General features: G+C 59.9%; 13 protein-coding genes. 6 read left to right on the top strand and 7 right to left on the bottom strand.

Annotated elements, in window-relative coordinates; translation table 11 throughout:
• Window positions 1–107 precede the first annotated feature (107 nt).
• From rdgC to sugE, 3 genes are all read left to right on the top strand, one after another.
• Window positions 108–1,028, top strand: a complete 921-nt coding sequence (rdgC, locus tag ICY20_RS05400; RefSeq protein ID WP_122489196.1) for a recombination-associated protein RdgC — start codon at window positions 108–110, stop codon at window positions 1,026–1,028.
• A 153-nt stretch (window positions 1,029–1,181) separates the two neighbouring features.
• Complete coding sequence (locus ICY20_RS05395) at window positions 1,182–2,147, top strand: bile acid:sodium symporter family protein (protein ID WP_159963203.1); 966 nt, start codon at window positions 1,182–1,184, stop codon at window positions 2,145–2,147.
• 105 nt (window positions 2,148–2,252) lie between these two features.
• Window positions 2,253–2,567: a quaternary ammonium compound efflux SMR transporter SugE gene (gene sugE / locus ICY20_RS05390; protein ID WP_010211634.1), complete on the top strand. Its 315-nt coding sequence runs from the start codon at window positions 2,253–2,255 to the stop codon at window positions 2,565–2,567.
• 118 nt (window positions 2,568–2,685) lie between these two features.
• On the opposite strand, the gene ICY20_RS05385 is transcribed toward sugE, so the two are convergent.
• From ICY20_RS05385 to ICY20_RS05375, 3 genes are all read right to left on the bottom strand, one after another.
• On the bottom strand, window positions 2,686–4,554 hold the full coding sequence (locus tag ICY20_RS05385; protein ID WP_194937067.1) for an MFS transporter: 1,869 nt from the start codon (window positions 4,552–4,554) through the stop codon (window positions 2,686–2,688).
• Between the two features lie 67 nt (window positions 4,555–4,621).
• On the bottom strand, window positions 4,622–5,770 hold the full coding sequence (locus ICY20_RS05380; RefSeq protein WP_159963201.1) for a TDT family transporter: 1,149 nt from the start codon (window positions 5,768–5,770) through the stop codon (window positions 4,622–4,624).
• Window positions 5,771–5,861: 91 nt separating this feature from the next.
• The gene (locus ICY20_RS05375; protein ID WP_194937066.1) at window positions 5,862–7,046 is read right to left on the bottom strand and encodes an MFS transporter; all 1,185 of its coding nucleotides are present in this window, start codon (window positions 7,044–7,046) and stop codon (window positions 5,862–5,864) included.
• 91 nt (window positions 7,047–7,137) lie between these two features.
• Here ICY20_RS05375 and ICY20_RS05370 point away from each other — a divergent pair, with 91 nt between their 5' ends.
• Window positions 7,138–7,677 (top strand): TetR/AcrR family transcriptional regulator, encoded by a 540-nt coding sequence (locus ICY20_RS05370; RefSeq protein ID WP_159963199.1) that lies wholly within the window; start codon window positions 7,138–7,140, stop codon window positions 7,675–7,677.
• A gap of 134 nt (window positions 7,678–7,811) precedes the next feature.
• On the opposite strand, the gene ICY20_RS05365 is transcribed toward ICY20_RS05370, so the two are convergent.
• The 4 genes from ICY20_RS05365 to ICY20_RS05350 form a co-directional block, all read right to left on the bottom strand.
• Window positions 7,812–8,591, bottom strand: a complete 780-nt coding sequence (locus ICY20_RS05365) for an ABC transporter permease (RefSeq protein WP_194937065.1) — start codon at window positions 8,589–8,591, stop codon at window positions 7,812–7,814.
• On the bottom strand, window positions 8,588–9,520 hold the full coding sequence (locus ICY20_RS05360; RefSeq protein WP_159958355.1) for an ABC transporter ATP-binding protein: 933 nt from the start codon (window positions 9,518–9,520) through the stop codon (window positions 8,588–8,590). The genes ICY20_RS05365 and ICY20_RS05360 overlap by 4 nt, the downstream gene beginning before the upstream one ends.
• A gap of 134 nt (window positions 9,521–9,654) precedes the next feature.
• Window positions 9,655–10,272, bottom strand: coding sequence for a glutathione S-transferase family protein (locus tag ICY20_RS05355; protein WP_159958353.1), 618 nt, complete (start codon window positions 10,270–10,272; stop codon window positions 9,655–9,657).
• A 43-nt stretch (window positions 10,273–10,315) separates the two neighbouring features.
• A complete protein-coding gene (locus ICY20_RS05350; protein WP_194937064.1) occupies window positions 10,316–10,975 on the bottom strand; it encodes a transglutaminase-like domain-containing protein in 660 nt (219 codons plus the stop codon).
• Window positions 10,976–11,132: 157 nt separating this feature from the next.
• On the opposite strand from ICY20_RS05350, the gene ICY20_RS05345 reads away from it, so the two are divergent.
• Together ICY20_RS05345 and ICY20_RS05340 are read left to right on the top strand one after the other, a co-directional pair.
• On the top strand, window positions 11,133–13,580 hold the full coding sequence (locus ICY20_RS05345; protein WP_159958349.1) for an acyl-CoA dehydrogenase: 2,448 nt from the start codon (window positions 11,133–11,135) through the stop codon (window positions 13,578–13,580).
• A 75-nt stretch (window positions 13,581–13,655) separates the two neighbouring features.
• Window positions 13,656–14,063, top strand: a complete 408-nt coding sequence (locus ICY20_RS05340) for a PA2817 family protein (protein WP_194937063.1) — start codon at window positions 13,656–13,658, stop codon at window positions 14,061–14,063.
• The last annotated feature ends 49 nt before the right edge of the window (window positions 14,064–14,112 follow it).

Here is a 14,112-nt window from a genome sequence, read left to right as displayed (position 1 = left end):
CTTTCTTAAATCTTTTTTTTGAGGCCTTCCAATGGCTTAGGCAGGGTTGGCCTCAGACGTTATCAAGACAATAATGCCCGCCTTTGTATAAAGGAGAGACTCACCCCATGTGGTTCAAGAACCTGCTTATCTATCGCCTGACCCAAGATCTGCCTGTTGATGCCGAGGCGTTGGAAACTGCAATGGCCACCAAACTGGCGCGCCCTTGTGCTAGCCAGGAGTTGACCACTTACGGTTTCGTCGCGCCTTTTGGTAAAGGTGAAGACGCTCCCCTGGTTCACGTCAGCGGCGACTTCCTGCTGATCGCTGCGCGCAAGGAAGAACGCATCTTGCCGGGCAGCGTGGTGCGTGATGCACTTAAAGAGAAGGTAGAGGAAATAGAGGCCGAGCAAATGCGCAAGGTCTATAAGAAGGAACGCGACCAGCTCAAGGATGAAATCATCCAGGCCTTCCTGCCGCGCGCCTTCATCCGTCGCTCGTCGACCTTCGCCGCCATCGCGCCGAAACAAGGCCTGATCCTGGTGAACTCGGCCAGCCCTAAACGCGCCGAAGACCTGCTGTCGACCCTGCGTGAAGTGATCGGCACCCTGCCGGTTCGCCCACTCACAGTAAAAACTGCGCCGACCGCAATCATGACTGACTGGGTCACCACCCAGAAACCGGCCGATGACTTCTTCGTCCTCGACGAATGCGAACTGCGCGACACCCACGAAGACGGCGGCATCGTGCGTTGCAAGCGTCAGGACCTGACCGGCGAAGAGATCCAACTGCACCTGACCACCGGCAAAGTCGTGACTCAGCTGTCCCTGGCCTGGCAGGACAAGTTGTCCTTCATGCTCGACGACAAGATGACCGTCAAGCGCCTGAAATTCGAAGACCTGCTGCAAGACCAGGCTGAACAGGACGGCGGCGACGAAGCCCTGGGCCAGCTGGATGCGAGCTTTACGCTGATGATGCTGACGTTTGGCGAGTTCATCCCGGCGCTGGTTGAAGCCCTCGGCGGTGAAGAGACCCCACAAGGCATCTAAGCCCTGTGATGATCAAAATGTGGGAGGGGGCTTACTCCCGATTGCAGTGTGTCAGTCAACAGAAATATGTGCTGATCCACCGCCATCGGGAGCAAGCCCCCTCCCACATTTGATTGCATTTACATTTCAAGAATCCAACAACAAGGACATCCCATGCGCGCTCTCGCCGCACTCAGCCGCTTCGTCGGCAATACCTTCGCCTACTGGGTGCTGATCTTCGCGGTGCTCGCGTTCCTCGAACCCAGCTGGTTCATCGGCCTGAAAACCGCCATCGTGCCGCTGCTGGGCCTGGTGATGTTCGGCATGGGGCTGACCCTCAAAATTGATGACTTCGCCGAGGTCGCCCGCCATCCATGGCGTGTGGCATTGGGCGTGGTCGCGCACTTTGTGATCATGCCGGGCGTGGCCTGGTTGCTGTGCCAGGCGTTTAACCTGCCGCCAGAAATTGCCGTCGGTGTGATCCTGGTCGGTTGCTGCCCAAGTGGCACTTCGTCCAACGTCATGACCTGGCTGGCCCGTGGCGACCTGGCGTTGTCGGTGGCTATCGCTGCCGTCACCACCCTCCTCGCCCCGCTGCTCACACCGGCGCTGATCTGGCTGCTGGCGTCGGCCTGGTTGCCGGTGTCGTTCATGGAGTTGTTCTGGTCGATCCTGCAAGTGGTGCTGCTGCCGATCGTGCTGGGCGTAGTGGCGCAACGCGTGCTGGGTGAAAAGGTCCGCCATGCCGTGGACGTGTTGCCGCTGGTGTCGGTGGTGAGCATCGTGATCATCGTTGCCGCAGTGGTCGCCGCCAGCCAGGCGAAGATCGCCGAGTCGGGCCTGCTGATCATGGCTGTGGTCATGCTGCACAACAGCTTCGGTTATCTGCTGGGCTACTTTACCGGCCGCGTGTTCAAGTTGCCATTGGCCCAGCGCAAGTCGCTGGCGCTGGAAGTGGGCATGCAGAACTCCGGGCTGGGGGCCGCATTGGCCAGCGCGCACTTCTCGCCACTGGCGGCGGTGCCGAGTGCGCTGTTCAGCGTCTGGCACAATATTTCCGGGGCACTGCTGTCGACTTACTTCCGCCGCATGAGCGAAAAGGAAGACCGTCGCGTTCTGGAAAACACCCCGCAAACTTGATCCCCGGATCAATGTTCGGCACTCTACGGAGCTTCGCGGGGACGACCTCGCGACGCTCTCAAGCGCCTAATCCGGGGACGACCCCACGTCTATAGAGGGGTCATCATGTCCTGGATCATTCTGTTTTTTGCCGGGTTGTTTGAAGTTGGCTGGGCCGTTGGCTTGAAGTACACCGACGGCTTCAGCAAGCCATTGCCTACCGCCCTGACGATCGCTGCCATGGCCGTCAGCCTCGGCCTGCTGGGGCTGGCCATGAAGGAGTTGCCCCTGGGCACTGCTTATGCGATCTGGACTGGCGTGGGCGCCGTGGGCACAGTGATTGCCGGGATTATCCTGTTTGGGGAATCCATGGCGTTGTTTCGGTTGGCCAGTGTGGCGTTGATTATCTGCGGGCTTATCGGCCTCAAGATTAGTACTTAGGCTACTACCGCCATCGGGGGCAAGCCCCCTCCCACACTAGACCGCGCTCGTCTGAACAACTCGGTCAAATGTGGGAGGGGGCTTGCCCCCGATGTGGCCGGTACATCCAACACAAAAACTACCTGACACTCCCCCGCAACTCACCCACCACCTCTTGCAACCTCGCAGGCGTCGGCCCATCCACCGGCTCCCCCGCCACCAACACCACCCGCGACCAGATTCGATGCAGAAACCCCTTCTTCGGATCACGACTGAAAAAGCTCCCCCACAAACCCTGCAATGCCAGCGGAACCACCGGTACCGGCGCCTCCTCCAGAATCCGCGTCACCCCGCCGCGAAACTCGTTCATCTCACCGTCGGCAGTCAACTTGCCCTCCGGGAAGATGCACACCAACTCCCCTTCCTTCAGGTACTGGGCAATCCGCGTGAAGGCCTTTTCGTAGATCTGGATATCTTCATTACGCCCGGCAATCGGAATCGCCCCAGCTGTACGAAAGATAAAATTCAGCACCGGCAAACGGTAAATCTTGTAGTACATGACAAAGCGAATCGGCCGACGCACTGCGCCGCCAATCAACAGCGCATCCACAAACGACACGTGGTTGCACACCAGCAACGCCGCGCCTTCATCCGGGATGGCCTCCAGGTTGCGATGCTCCACGCGGTACATGGAATGGCTGAGCAGCCAGATCATGAAACGCATTGTGAACTCGGGGACGATCTTGAAGATGTAGGTGTTCACCGCGATGTTGAGCAACGACACCACCAGGAACAGCTCGGGGATCGACAGCTTCGCGACGCTGAGCAGCACGATCGACACAATTGCCGACACCACCATGAACAACGCGTTGAGGATGTTGTTGGCCGCAATCACCCGCGCGCGCTCGTGCTCGGCGGTGCGCGATTGGATCAGCGCATACAGTGGCACGATATAGAAGCCACCGAACACGCCCAGCCCGAGGATATCCGCCAATACCCACCAGGCCTGGCCGTAGCTGAGCACCGCCAGCCAGTCGTTGGGCTGCACATTCTGCGGGAAACCGCCCGAATGCCACCACAGCAGCAGACCGAACACCGTCAGGCCAAACGAGCCGAAAGGCACCAGGCCGATTTCCACCTTACGGCCGGAGAGTTTTTCGCAGAGCATTGAACCCAGCGCGATGCCTACCGAGAACACGGTGAGTATCAGCGTTACGACGGTTTCGTCGCCGTACAACCATTCCTTGGCATAGGCCGGGATCTGCGTCAGGTAGATCGCACCGACAAACCAGAACCACGAGTTACCGACGATGGAACGCGACACCGCTGGCGTCTGCCCCAAACCAAGGCGCAAGGTGGCCCAGGATTCGCTGAAGATATTCCAGTTCAATCGAAGCTGCGGGGTCGAGGCTGCCGCCCGCGGAATACTGCGGCTGGCCAGGTAGCCCAACACCGCCACGCCAACAATCGCCACCGCCACTACTGGCGCATAGTGCGTGGACGACATCATGATCCCCGCGCCAATAGTGCCCGCCAGGATCGCCAAAAACGTGCCCATTTCCACCAGGCCGTTACCGCCCACCAGCTCATCCTCGTGCAGGGCCTGGGGCATGATCGAGTACTTCACCGGGCCGAACAGCGCCGAGTGGGTGCCCATGGCAAACAGCGCCAGCAGCATCAGCTCCAGATGGTTGGTCAGAAAGCCGGCGGCGCCCACGGCCATGATCACGATCTCGCCGATCTTGATCGCGCGGATCAACGCGTCCTTGTTGAATTTTTCACCAAACTGCCCGGCCAGTGCCGAGAACAGAAAGAACGGCAGGATAAACAGCAATGCGCACAGATTGACCCAAATCGAGCGGTCGCCGTCGATGGTCAGCTTGTAGAGAATGGCGAGGATCAGCGACTGCTTGAAGATGTTGTCGTTGAAAGCGCCCAATAACTGGGTGATGAAAAACGGCAGAAAGCGCCGTGTGCGCAGCAAGGTGAATTGCGAGGGGTGGCTCATCGTCCGTGTTCCTGCGTGGCCTGTAGGTGTTATAGATTTTCCAGGCCACGACTTTACCTAATCGCGCTTACTTATTCCCTAGTCCTGCAATGCACGGTGAAACAAAAAGCTCACCTTTATAGGCCCCCAGCACCGTGCGCTTGGCGACGATCAGCCACATCAGCGCCAATGCCACCACCAACACACAACCGAACACACTGAAAAAACCCAGGTGCAACAAGCTCGCCAGTTTCAATGTGGCCAGGGCATACACCCCCAGCGGGAAGGTAAAACCCCACCAGCCCAAGTTGAACGGAATACCGGCGCGCAGGTAACGCAGGGTGATCAACACCGCGATCAGCATCCACCACAGGCCAAAACCCCATAGGGTGATGCCTGCCACCAGGCCCAGGCCCTCGGCCATTTCACCCACTCGCGGCAAACCATTGGCGGCGAAGATCATCGGGGCATCGCCACCCAGCAACAACATGCCCAGAGCACCGGTGCCGATGGGCCCCAAGGCCAGCCAGCTCGACGCGGCCATATTGGCGTGAGGTAGTTTGTGCAGGGCCATGCGCAACATCAGGATGGTGAGGATGCTGAACGCCACCGGCAGCGAAAACGCCCACAGCACGTAGCTGGTCACCAGCATCACCAGTTGCGAATGCGCGTCAGCCAAATGCGGTGCCAACAGGCCACCGCTGGCGGCGGCGACTTCAGCGGCGACCACCGGCAACAACCAGACGGCCGTCATCTGGTCAATGCTGTGCTCCTGGCGCGTAAACATCATGAAGGGGATCAACACGCCGCAGGCCATGGCCATGGCGACGTCCAGCCACCACAGCGCTTCGGCCAGGGGTATGACCCCTTCGCCCCAACGCGGCAGGCCAAACAGCAACAAGCCGTTGAGAATGGTCGCCAGCCCCATGGGAATGGTGCCGAAAAACATCGAGACCGTGGAATGCCCGAAGATGCGCCGCGCCTCATGGAAAAACATCACCCACCGGGCGGCATACAGAACGCTGAACACAACAAACAGGCCAATGGTGAAAAACCACAGCCCTTCGGCAAGGGCGTGCACACCTGGCAACCTGACCGGCAGTTGCGCAAGCGCCAAGGCCAGCACCCCGGTGCCCATGGTCGCGGCGAACCAGTTGGGGGTGAACTGGCGAATCACTTCCCGTGGTCGGGTCAGGTGACTGAAGGGTTTGTAGCTGAAGGTATTGGAGCACGTCATGGGTAATCCTCTTCCTCGCATGAGGTTGAGACCATGATAGAACCGGATCGAATATCTATATAACGGGTAATTTCTCTAACTGTTATCTGTTTTACCTATAAGCCTTGGAAGCGGAGCTCTGCACAAGCAAACCGGCCAGCGCACTTAGGGACAGCACAATCAACACAACGCCATAGCCATCGGTGGTGGCGATCAAACCGAAACTGCGGATCAGATTGCCCGCCAGCAATGACGGCAGGCAAAACGCCAAGTAACTCAGCACATAAAACGCCGACATCAGCCCCGCCCGTTCATGGGGCAACGCCAGTGGCACGACACTGCGCAACGCGCCCAGGAATCCAGCGCCAAAGCCACTGCCCGCGATCAGCGTGGCAATGAAAAACAGCGGTAGGCTGGCGCTGTGCACCGCCGTCAGGATCAACGTCACACCCACGGCCAGCAGGCTTGCGCCCAATCGCAAAACTTTGTCCGCCGCGCGATTGCGCAGAGTGAAGATCATCAGCGCACCGCTCAACGTCAGCACTGCCACCAGCCCGCCGCCGATCAGGTTGGACGTGGAGCCGGTCGCCGCCCGCACCAGCGAAGGCGCCAGCGACAGATAAAACCCACCCATCGCCCACACCGCAATGTCCACCGGCAACGACAACCATAATGCCCGGCGTGCCTGCGGCGGTACATGCAGGGTCGGGCGCAACGAAGCCAGTGCACCCGGAATGCGGCTTACGGTTTCCGGCAAGCGCCACACATACACAGCCTGCACCAGCATCAGCCCGAACAACGCCCAGTAGATCAATTGCGTCGGCAGTGGTGCGAACTCCACCAGCACACTGCTGCCCATCGCGCCGCAGGCCATGCCCAGCAAAGGTGCCACGCTGTTAACCAGCGGGCCTTGCTGGCGATCGGTGTCGAGCAACGCCGCCCCCAACACGGCAGTCGCCATGCCGGTCGCAAAACCTTGCACGGTGCGTGCAGCAATCAGCCAAGCCACGCTGCCTTCATTGATAAACAGCAGCATCGCCAGCATATCGAGGACCAAGGCGGCGAAAATCACCGGCTTGCGCCCGAGATGGTCCGACAGCGAGCCCACCGTCAGCAGCGCCGCCAACAGGCTGATGGCGTACACACCAAAGATCAGCGTGAGCATGCCCGCGGAAAAATGCAGGCCCTCCTGATACAAGTGGTACAACGGCGTCGGCGCGCTGGAAGCCGCCAAGAAGGTCAGCAACGTGATCGCCAGGAACACCAGGCTGGAACGGTTGGAAGTATTGCTGGGCATGCGCACGCTCCGCTAAAGCTAATATTTTGCTTTTGCTGAGTGTGCTACTGGCCAGCGCTTAAAGCAAATTCTTTGTGTTAAGGTCGCAAACATGGCGATAAAAGAAGGCCTCCGCCCGGGGGGCCGTAGTGCCCGGGTACAAGAATCCGTCCATTTGGCGGTGCGCGAACTGCTGGACGCCCATGAGCGATCCAGCGTGACCGTGCCGATGATTGCGGCGCGCGCAGGCGTCACGCCATCGACTATCTACCGGCGCTGGGGCGACCTTTCTGCGCTGCTCGCCGACGTGGCCCTGGCGCGTATGCGCCCAGACAGCGAGCCTGCCAATACCGGCAGCCTGCGCGGCGACCTGCAAGCCTGGGCCGAGCAGTACCTGGATGAGATGAGTTCTGAGCCTGGGCGCAACATGATGCGCGACGTGCAATGCAGCCAGACGCCGGGGTATTGCGTGGCGCTGATTGGTGGGCAGTTGCAGGTGATTGTGGATCGTTACCCCGACAGCTCGCCGCCCACGGTAGACCGACTGATCAACCTACTGGCGGCGCCGACAGTGTTCAGGATTCTGTTTGCGAGTGCGCCGTTGCAGGTAGAGGAACTCCACGACCTGATCGAATTGGCGCTGCAAACCTAAAGCCTATACACAAAACCAAATGTGGGAGGGGGCTTGCTCCCGATAGCGGAGTGTCAGTCACCACTTAGTTGACTGACCCACCGCTATCGGGAGCAAGCCCCCTCCCACATTTTTTACTGCATGCATTCAGTAAGTTAGGTGCGCATCCCGCGACCACTTACCAGCAGCTTCGCGCAGCCGATATACAGCACAACGGTCGCCACCAACATAAACGTGATCGCCACGCTGATCTTGATATCCGACACCCCCAGGATGCCGTAGCGGAACGCATTGACCATATGCAGCACCGGGTTGGCCAGCGACACGGTCTGCCAGAACGGCGGCAGCAACGAGATCGAGTAGAACACCCCGCCCAAGTAGGTCAACGGCGTCAGCACAAACGTCGGGATGATCGAAATATCATCGAAGTTGCGTGCAAACACCGCGTTGATAAACCCCAGCAACGAGAAGATCGTCGCCGTCAGCACCACCACCAAAATGGTGACGCCCAGGTGATGCACCTGCAGGTGGGTGAAGAACAGCGACAGCAAGGTTACGATCACACCGACCATCAACCCACGCAGCACGCCACCCAAGGTGTAGCCGATCAAAATAGTGTGGGGCGACACCGGCGACACCATCAGCTCCTCGATAGAGCGCTGGAACTTGCTGCCGAAGAAACTCGATACCACGTTGCCGTAGGAGTTGGTGATCACCGACATCATGATCAGCCCCGGCACGATGTACTCCATGTAGGTGAAGCCACCCATGTCGCCAATCTGTCGGCCGATCAGGTTACCGAAGATCACGAAGTACAAGACCATGGTGATCGCCGGCGGCAGCAACGTCTGCGGCCAGATGCGGGTAAAGCGCTTCACTTCGCGATAGACGATGGTGTGCAGCGCGACGAGGTTGGGTTGCAGTTCAGAACTCATAACGCCACCTTGGCCAGATTTTTCTCCACCAGGGACACGAACAACTCCTCAAGGCGATTGGTTTTATTACGCAGGCTCAGCACTTCGATGTTCTGGGTCGCCAGCTGTGTGAACAGCGCGGTGATGCCCATGGCTTTGTCCACCTGCACTTCCAGCGTGTGGCTGTCCACCAGACGGCTTGGGTAGCCAAGCAGTTGCGGCGGCACCGACAGGTTGTTCTTCAGATCGAGCAAAAAGGTTTCCACATGCAACTGGCCCAGCAGGTTACGCATGCTGGTGTTCTCGACGATGGTGCCGTGGTCGATGATGCCGATGTTGCGGCACAGCTGCTCAGCCTCTTCCAGGTAGTGGGTGGTGAGGATGATGGTGATGCCCTTCTCGTTCAACTCGGTGAGAAAGGCCCACATCGAGCGACGCAATTCGATGTCCACGCCAGCCGTGGGCTCATCGAGAATCAGCAGGCGCGGCTCGTGCACCAGTGCGCGGGCGATCATCAGGCGCCGCTTCATGCCGCCAGACAGTGAGCGTGATGGCACGTCGCGCTTGTCCCACAGGCCCAACTGGGTCAGGTATTGCTCGGCGCGCTCCTTGGCGATTTTCGCCGGGATGCCGTAGTAACCCGCCTGGGTCACAACGATGTCGAAGGTCTTTTCAAACTGGTTGAAATTGAATTCCTGGGGCACCACGCCGATGGAACGCTTGAGCGCTGCCGGGGATTTGTCCAGGTCATGACCAAAGATATTCACCGTACCGCTGGTCTTGTTGACCAGGGTCGAGAGGATGCCGATGGTGGTGGATTTGCCGGCACCGTTAGGGCCGAGCAAGGCGAAGAAATCACCTTCGGCAACGTCCAGATCGATACCACTCAGGGCCTGGAAACCGTTGCCGTAGGTTTTGGTTAGCTGCCGGATGGACAGAGCGGAACTCATATCGGAATACGCACCAAAGAAGGGAATAGAAAGGGTAGATGAGGACGCAGCCCAGGTAGTTCAACGGCGGCGCATGACAAACATGGTGCTTGCCCGCGCCGCACAAGTACAGTCACCCGTATTAATAGTGGGTATTAAGTCAACGCGGTCATGACCGCTTTGCGGTAGGCCGGGCGTTGTTGCAGGCGCTGATACCAGGCCTCTAGATGGGGCATTGCGGGCCGCTCGATAGGCATTTCAAACCACGCGTAAGCAAAGCAGCCCAGAGGGATGTCACCGATACCGATCTCGCTGCCCGACAGATACGGCTGTTCGGCGAGGGCTTTGTCTACTGTGCTCAGCGCATCGATACAGGCTTGGCGCCCGGCGTGAATGTTGTCCCAGTTCTGTTTTTCTGCGGGGGTGCGCAGGATGCCCCAGAACACCGTCTTGAAGGGCTCGGCGAGTGTGGAGGTGGTCCAGTCCATCCATTTTTCCGCGCTGGCCCGCGCTTTAAGATCAGTCGGGTACCAGCTGGAGCCTTGCTTGGCGCACAGGTAGCGCACGATGGTATTGGACTCCCACAACACGAAGTCGCCGTCTTCGATCATCGGCACTCGCCCGTTGGGGTTCAACGCCCGGTAATGCGGCGTGTCGACCACACCAAAAGCCCCGCCCGCATCAATTGCTTCATAGTCCAGGCCGAGCTCTTCGGCGCACCACAGGGCCTTCCTGACGTTTGATGAATTTTTACGACCCCAGATTTTCAGCATGACCGTGCCTTATGGTTTGGTGAGCGCAGCAGCATACGCCGGTTCAGGCTCGGCTTAAATCGGTGTGCATATCACCCAGTAATTCGGGCATGTCTTCGGCGAACAGATGCGGGTAACACTGGCGGATATGCTCGAAGAAAAACGCTTCGGGCACGTCAGGAAATTGCCCATGATCCACCACGTACTCCATCGATCGCTGGCCTTGGCGGTTGAACGCGTGGAAAACGCTGTCGTTGATCCCGTCGAATTCCAAAGGCGGCACATCAAACAGCTCGCACAGTTGCTGATTGAACGCCGGAGTGGCCTTGACCCAACGCCCATCCAGATACAGCTCGGTGTACCCGTGCATGGCAAACACATCGCTTTTGAGCAAGGTGATCAGGCGTGGCGTCGATAAATGATTACGTACATCCGCCAGGCCGATACGCGCCGGGATGCCGCAGTGCCGAGCGCAAGCGGCGAGCAAGGTGGCCTTGGGCACGCAATAGCTTTCACCGGCCGCCAGGGCAAAGCTGGCGCTCAAGGTACCTGGGTCACGACTGAAGGTGTAAGGGTTGTAGCGAATCGCCTCACGGACGGCGTAATAAAGACTGACTGCCTGGTCACGCGGGGCCGCGCTGGGACCGCGGTGTTTTTCGGCGAACTCCACCACCGCAGGGTGGTCACTATCGATGAAGCGGCTGGGACGCAAGTACGTATCCATGAGCGTTATCTCCGAAGGAAGCCTGGAGTCTAACCACAGGCCGGGCGCGCCGATAACGACGAATCAGCCAAATCTCGTAACACCCTGACCACCCGCTTGTTCGGATGCCGACTAAGCTCCTGGGTGGTTTCGCCCTTGGTTTCACGGAGGATTGAATATGCTGTTGTTGTGGATACTGGTTCTGGTGCTCGGCATTGCCTACCTGGCGCACCGCCGCGTCGCCCCCCTGCCCGCCTTGGGCGTGGTCGCCGTCTACCTGCTGGCGATGGGCGTCTGGAGCCACGCGCCGGGCCTGTTGCTGGTGATCTTCTGGGTGCTGCTGGCCGCTGTCGCAGCGCCCCTGCTACTGCCGGATCTGCGCCGCCAGTACTTCACCAAGCCGCTGTTCAGCTGGTTCCAGAAAGTCTTGCCGCCGATGTCAGAAACCGAGCGCGACGCCATCGATGCTGGCACCGTCTGGTGGGACGGCGAACTGTTCAGCGGTCGCCCGGACTGGGACAAGCTGCTCGCGTACCCCAAGGTGAAACTGACCGAAGAAGAACAGGCTTTCATCGACGGCCCTACCGAAGAACTCTGTGCGATGGTCAGCGATTGGGAAATCGGCCAGGCCATGGACCTGCCGCCCGCCGCATGGGAGCACATCAAGACCCACGGCTTCTTCGCGCTGATCATCCCCAAGGAATATGGCGGCAAGGGTTTCTCGGCCTACGCCCACTCTCAGGTCGCAATGAAACTCGCCACCCGTAGCGGCGATTTGGCCTCCACCGTGATGGTGCCCAACTCCCTCGGCCCGGCCGAGCTGCTGCTGCATTACGGCACCGACGAACAACGTAACCACTACCTGCCGCGCCTGGCCCGTGGCGATGACATCCCGTGCTTTGCCCTCACCGGCCCCTTGGCCGGCTCAGACGCCGGCGCCATGCCCGACACCGGCGTGATCTGCAAAGGCGAATGGGAAGGTAAGGAAACCCTCGGCCTGCGCCTGAACTGGGAAAAACGCTACATCACCCTCGGCCCGGTCGCGACGCTGCTGGGCCTGGCCTTCAAGGCCCATGACCCCGACCACCTGCTGGGCGATGTGGAAGACCTGGGCATCAGCCTGGCGCTGATCCCCACCGACACCCCTGGCGTCGAAATCGGCCGCCGCCACCTGCCCTTGGGCGCTGCGTTCATGAACGGCCCCAACTCCGGCAAGGATGTGTTCATCCCGCTGGAGTTCCTGATCGGCGGCCAGGAAATGCTCGGCAAGGGCTGGATGATGCTGATGAACTGCCTGTCGGTAGGCCGTTCTATCTCCCTGCCTGCGGTGGGCACTGGCGCGGCCAAGTTCACCAGCCTGGTGACCGGCCAGTACGCCCAGGTGCGCGAGCAGTTCAACGTGCCGCTGTCTGCTTTCGAGGGTATTCAGGAAGCCTTGGCGCGCATCGGCGGCAATGCCTGGCTGATGGACAGCGCGCGCATGCTCACCGCCAACGCAGTGGACCTGGGGGAGAAACCCTCGGTGCTGTCGGCGATCCTCAAGTATCACCTCACCGAACGCGGCCGCGAGTGCATCAGCCACGCCATGGATGTGCACGGCGGCAAGGGCATTATCATGGGCCCCAACAACTACCTGGGCCGTAGCTGGCAGGGTGCGCCGATCTTCATTACGGTGGAAGGCGCGAATATCCTGTCGCGCAACCTGATGATCTTCGGTCAGGGCGCCATTCGCTGCCATCCGTTCGTACTCAAGGAAATGGCCCTGGCCGGGCGTGAAGACCATGACCAGGCGCTCAAGGAATTCGATGGGCTGCTGATGCAGCACATTGGTTTTGCCGTGAGCAACGCTGCCAGCACGCTGGTATTGAACCTGGGCGTGGGCCACTTCGAAAAAGCGCCGGGCAATCGCCTGAGCCAGGGTTACTTCCGTGCGCTGAACCGCCAGGCGGCGGCGTTCGCCCTGCTGGCCGACCTGAGCATGATGCTGCTGGGCGGTGAGTTGAAGCGCCGCGAACGCTTGTCGGCACGCCTGGGGGATGTGCTGAGCCACATGTACCTGGCCTCTGCAGCGCTCAAGCGTTATCACGACCTTGATTCTCCAGACCACCTGGAGCCGCTGTTTGCCTGGGCCATGGAAGAAAGCCTCGGCCAATCCGAACGTGCGCTGGACGAGCTGCTGAGCAACTTCCCGAACAAAGTGCTGGGCTGCCTGCTACGGGTGATCGTGTTCCCGTTCGGTCGTCGCCACACCGGGCCGTCCGACGCACTGGATGCCGAAGTGGCTGCGGTGATCGGCCGTGCCAAAGGCGACCCTACCCTGGAAGAGCTGCTGGCTGGCTGCTACCGCCCGCAATCGGCCGAAGATCCGGTAGGCGCCCTGCAACATGCCTACGACTTGCTGGGTGCCAGCCATCCGCTGCAGAAAAAACTGCATGTCGCGCTCAAGAGCGGCCAGGTCAAACCGGCGGCCGGCGAGCACGCCATCGATGCGGCACTACAGGCCGGCGTGCTGCAACCGGCCGAAGCGCAAACCCTTCGTGATGCCGAAGCAGCGCGGCGCAAGGTGATCGACGTGGATGATTTCAGCAAGGACGAGCTGGCCCATACCGAGGGTAAAATCCGCTGATCCCAGCGGTCGTATAAAAACGGGCGCGTGAGCTATATACTCTCGCGCCCGTTTTTGCTTTAGAGGACTTATCTCGTGTCCAACGTCGTTGCCGATCATCTCGTCTTGCTCGACCACCTGCGCAGCATCCTGGTTGCCGTCGGCGAAGCCGAACAGGTTCCCGAGGAAAGCCATTTGCTGTTCCTGGAGCGTTTCGACGAATTGCGCGCCCTGCTGCCTATCGACCCGATCGAAAGCCAGTACCTGGGCCAGGACCTGATGAGTCAGGTCATCCTGCGTTACCCGCAAATTGCCCACCTGGTGCCGCGCGACCTGCTGTGGTTCTTTGGCGGTGACTGCCTGCACTTCATGCCCGACGAAGAGCTGGACCTGTACCAGGCTCTGGAAGAACGTCGCTTCGAAGCTGAACAAAACGACGAACCCTTCGACTGGAACCAGGAAAAGCAGCTGCTGGCCATGCCGGATGACCAGAGCAAGCACTGATCCTGACGGACACTGTGGATCTAAATGTGGGAGGGGGCAAGCCCCCTCC

This window comes from Pseudomonas pisciculturae, from assembly GCF_015461805.1.
GTDB classification, from domain to species: domain Bacteria; phylum Pseudomonadota; class Gammaproteobacteria; order Pseudomonadales; family Pseudomonadaceae; genus Aquipseudomonas; species Aquipseudomonas pisciculturae.
The sequence above is the reverse complement of the archived record's forward strand: the minus strand, read 5'-3'. Positions and strand labels throughout refer to the sequence as shown.

Bases quoted from the DNA above. Each gene is read 5' to 3' on its own strand.
- rdgC (WP_122489196.1), top strand. From the start codon at position 108: ATGTGGTTCAAGAACCTGCTTATCTATCGCCTGACCCAAGATCTGCCT.
- ICY20_RS05395 (WP_159963203.1), top strand. From the start codon at position 1,182: ATGCGCGCTCTCGCCGCACTCAGCCGCTTCGTCGGCAATACCTTCGCC.
- sugE (WP_010211634.1), top strand. From the start codon at position 2,253: ATGTCCTGGATCATTCTGTTTTTTGCCGGGTTGTTTGAAGTTGGCTGG.
- ICY20_RS05385 (WP_194937067.1), bottom strand. From the start codon at position 4,554: ATGAGCCACCCCTCGCAATTCACCTTGCTGCGCACACGGCGCTTTCTG.
- ICY20_RS05380 (WP_159963201.1), bottom strand. From the start codon at position 5,770: ATGACGTGCTCCAATACCTTCAGCTACAAACCCTTCAGTCACCTGACC.
- ICY20_RS05375 (WP_194937066.1), bottom strand. From the start codon at position 7,046: ATGCCCAGCAATACTTCCAACCGTTCCAGCCTGGTGTTCCTGGCGATC.
- ICY20_RS05370 (WP_159963199.1), top strand. From the start codon at position 7,138: ATGGCGATAAAAGAAGGCCTCCGCCCGGGGGGCCGTAGTGCCCGGGTA.
- ICY20_RS05365 (WP_194937065.1), bottom strand. From the start codon at position 8,591: ATGAGTTCTGAACTGCAACCCAACCTCGTCGCGCTGCACACCATCGTC.
- ICY20_RS05360 (WP_159958355.1), bottom strand. From the start codon at position 9,520: ATGAGTTCCGCTCTGTCCATCCGGCAGCTAACCAAAACCTACGGCAAC.
- ICY20_RS05355 (WP_159958353.1), bottom strand. From the start codon at position 10,272: ATGCTGAAAATCTGGGGTCGTAAAAATTCATCAAACGTCAGGAAGGCC.
- ICY20_RS05350 (WP_194937064.1), bottom strand. From the start codon at position 10,975: ATGGATACGTACTTGCGTCCCAGCCGCTTCATCGATAGTGACCACCCT.
- ICY20_RS05345 (WP_159958349.1), top strand. From the start codon at position 11,133: ATGCTGTTGTTGTGGATACTGGTTCTGGTGCTCGGCATTGCCTACCTG.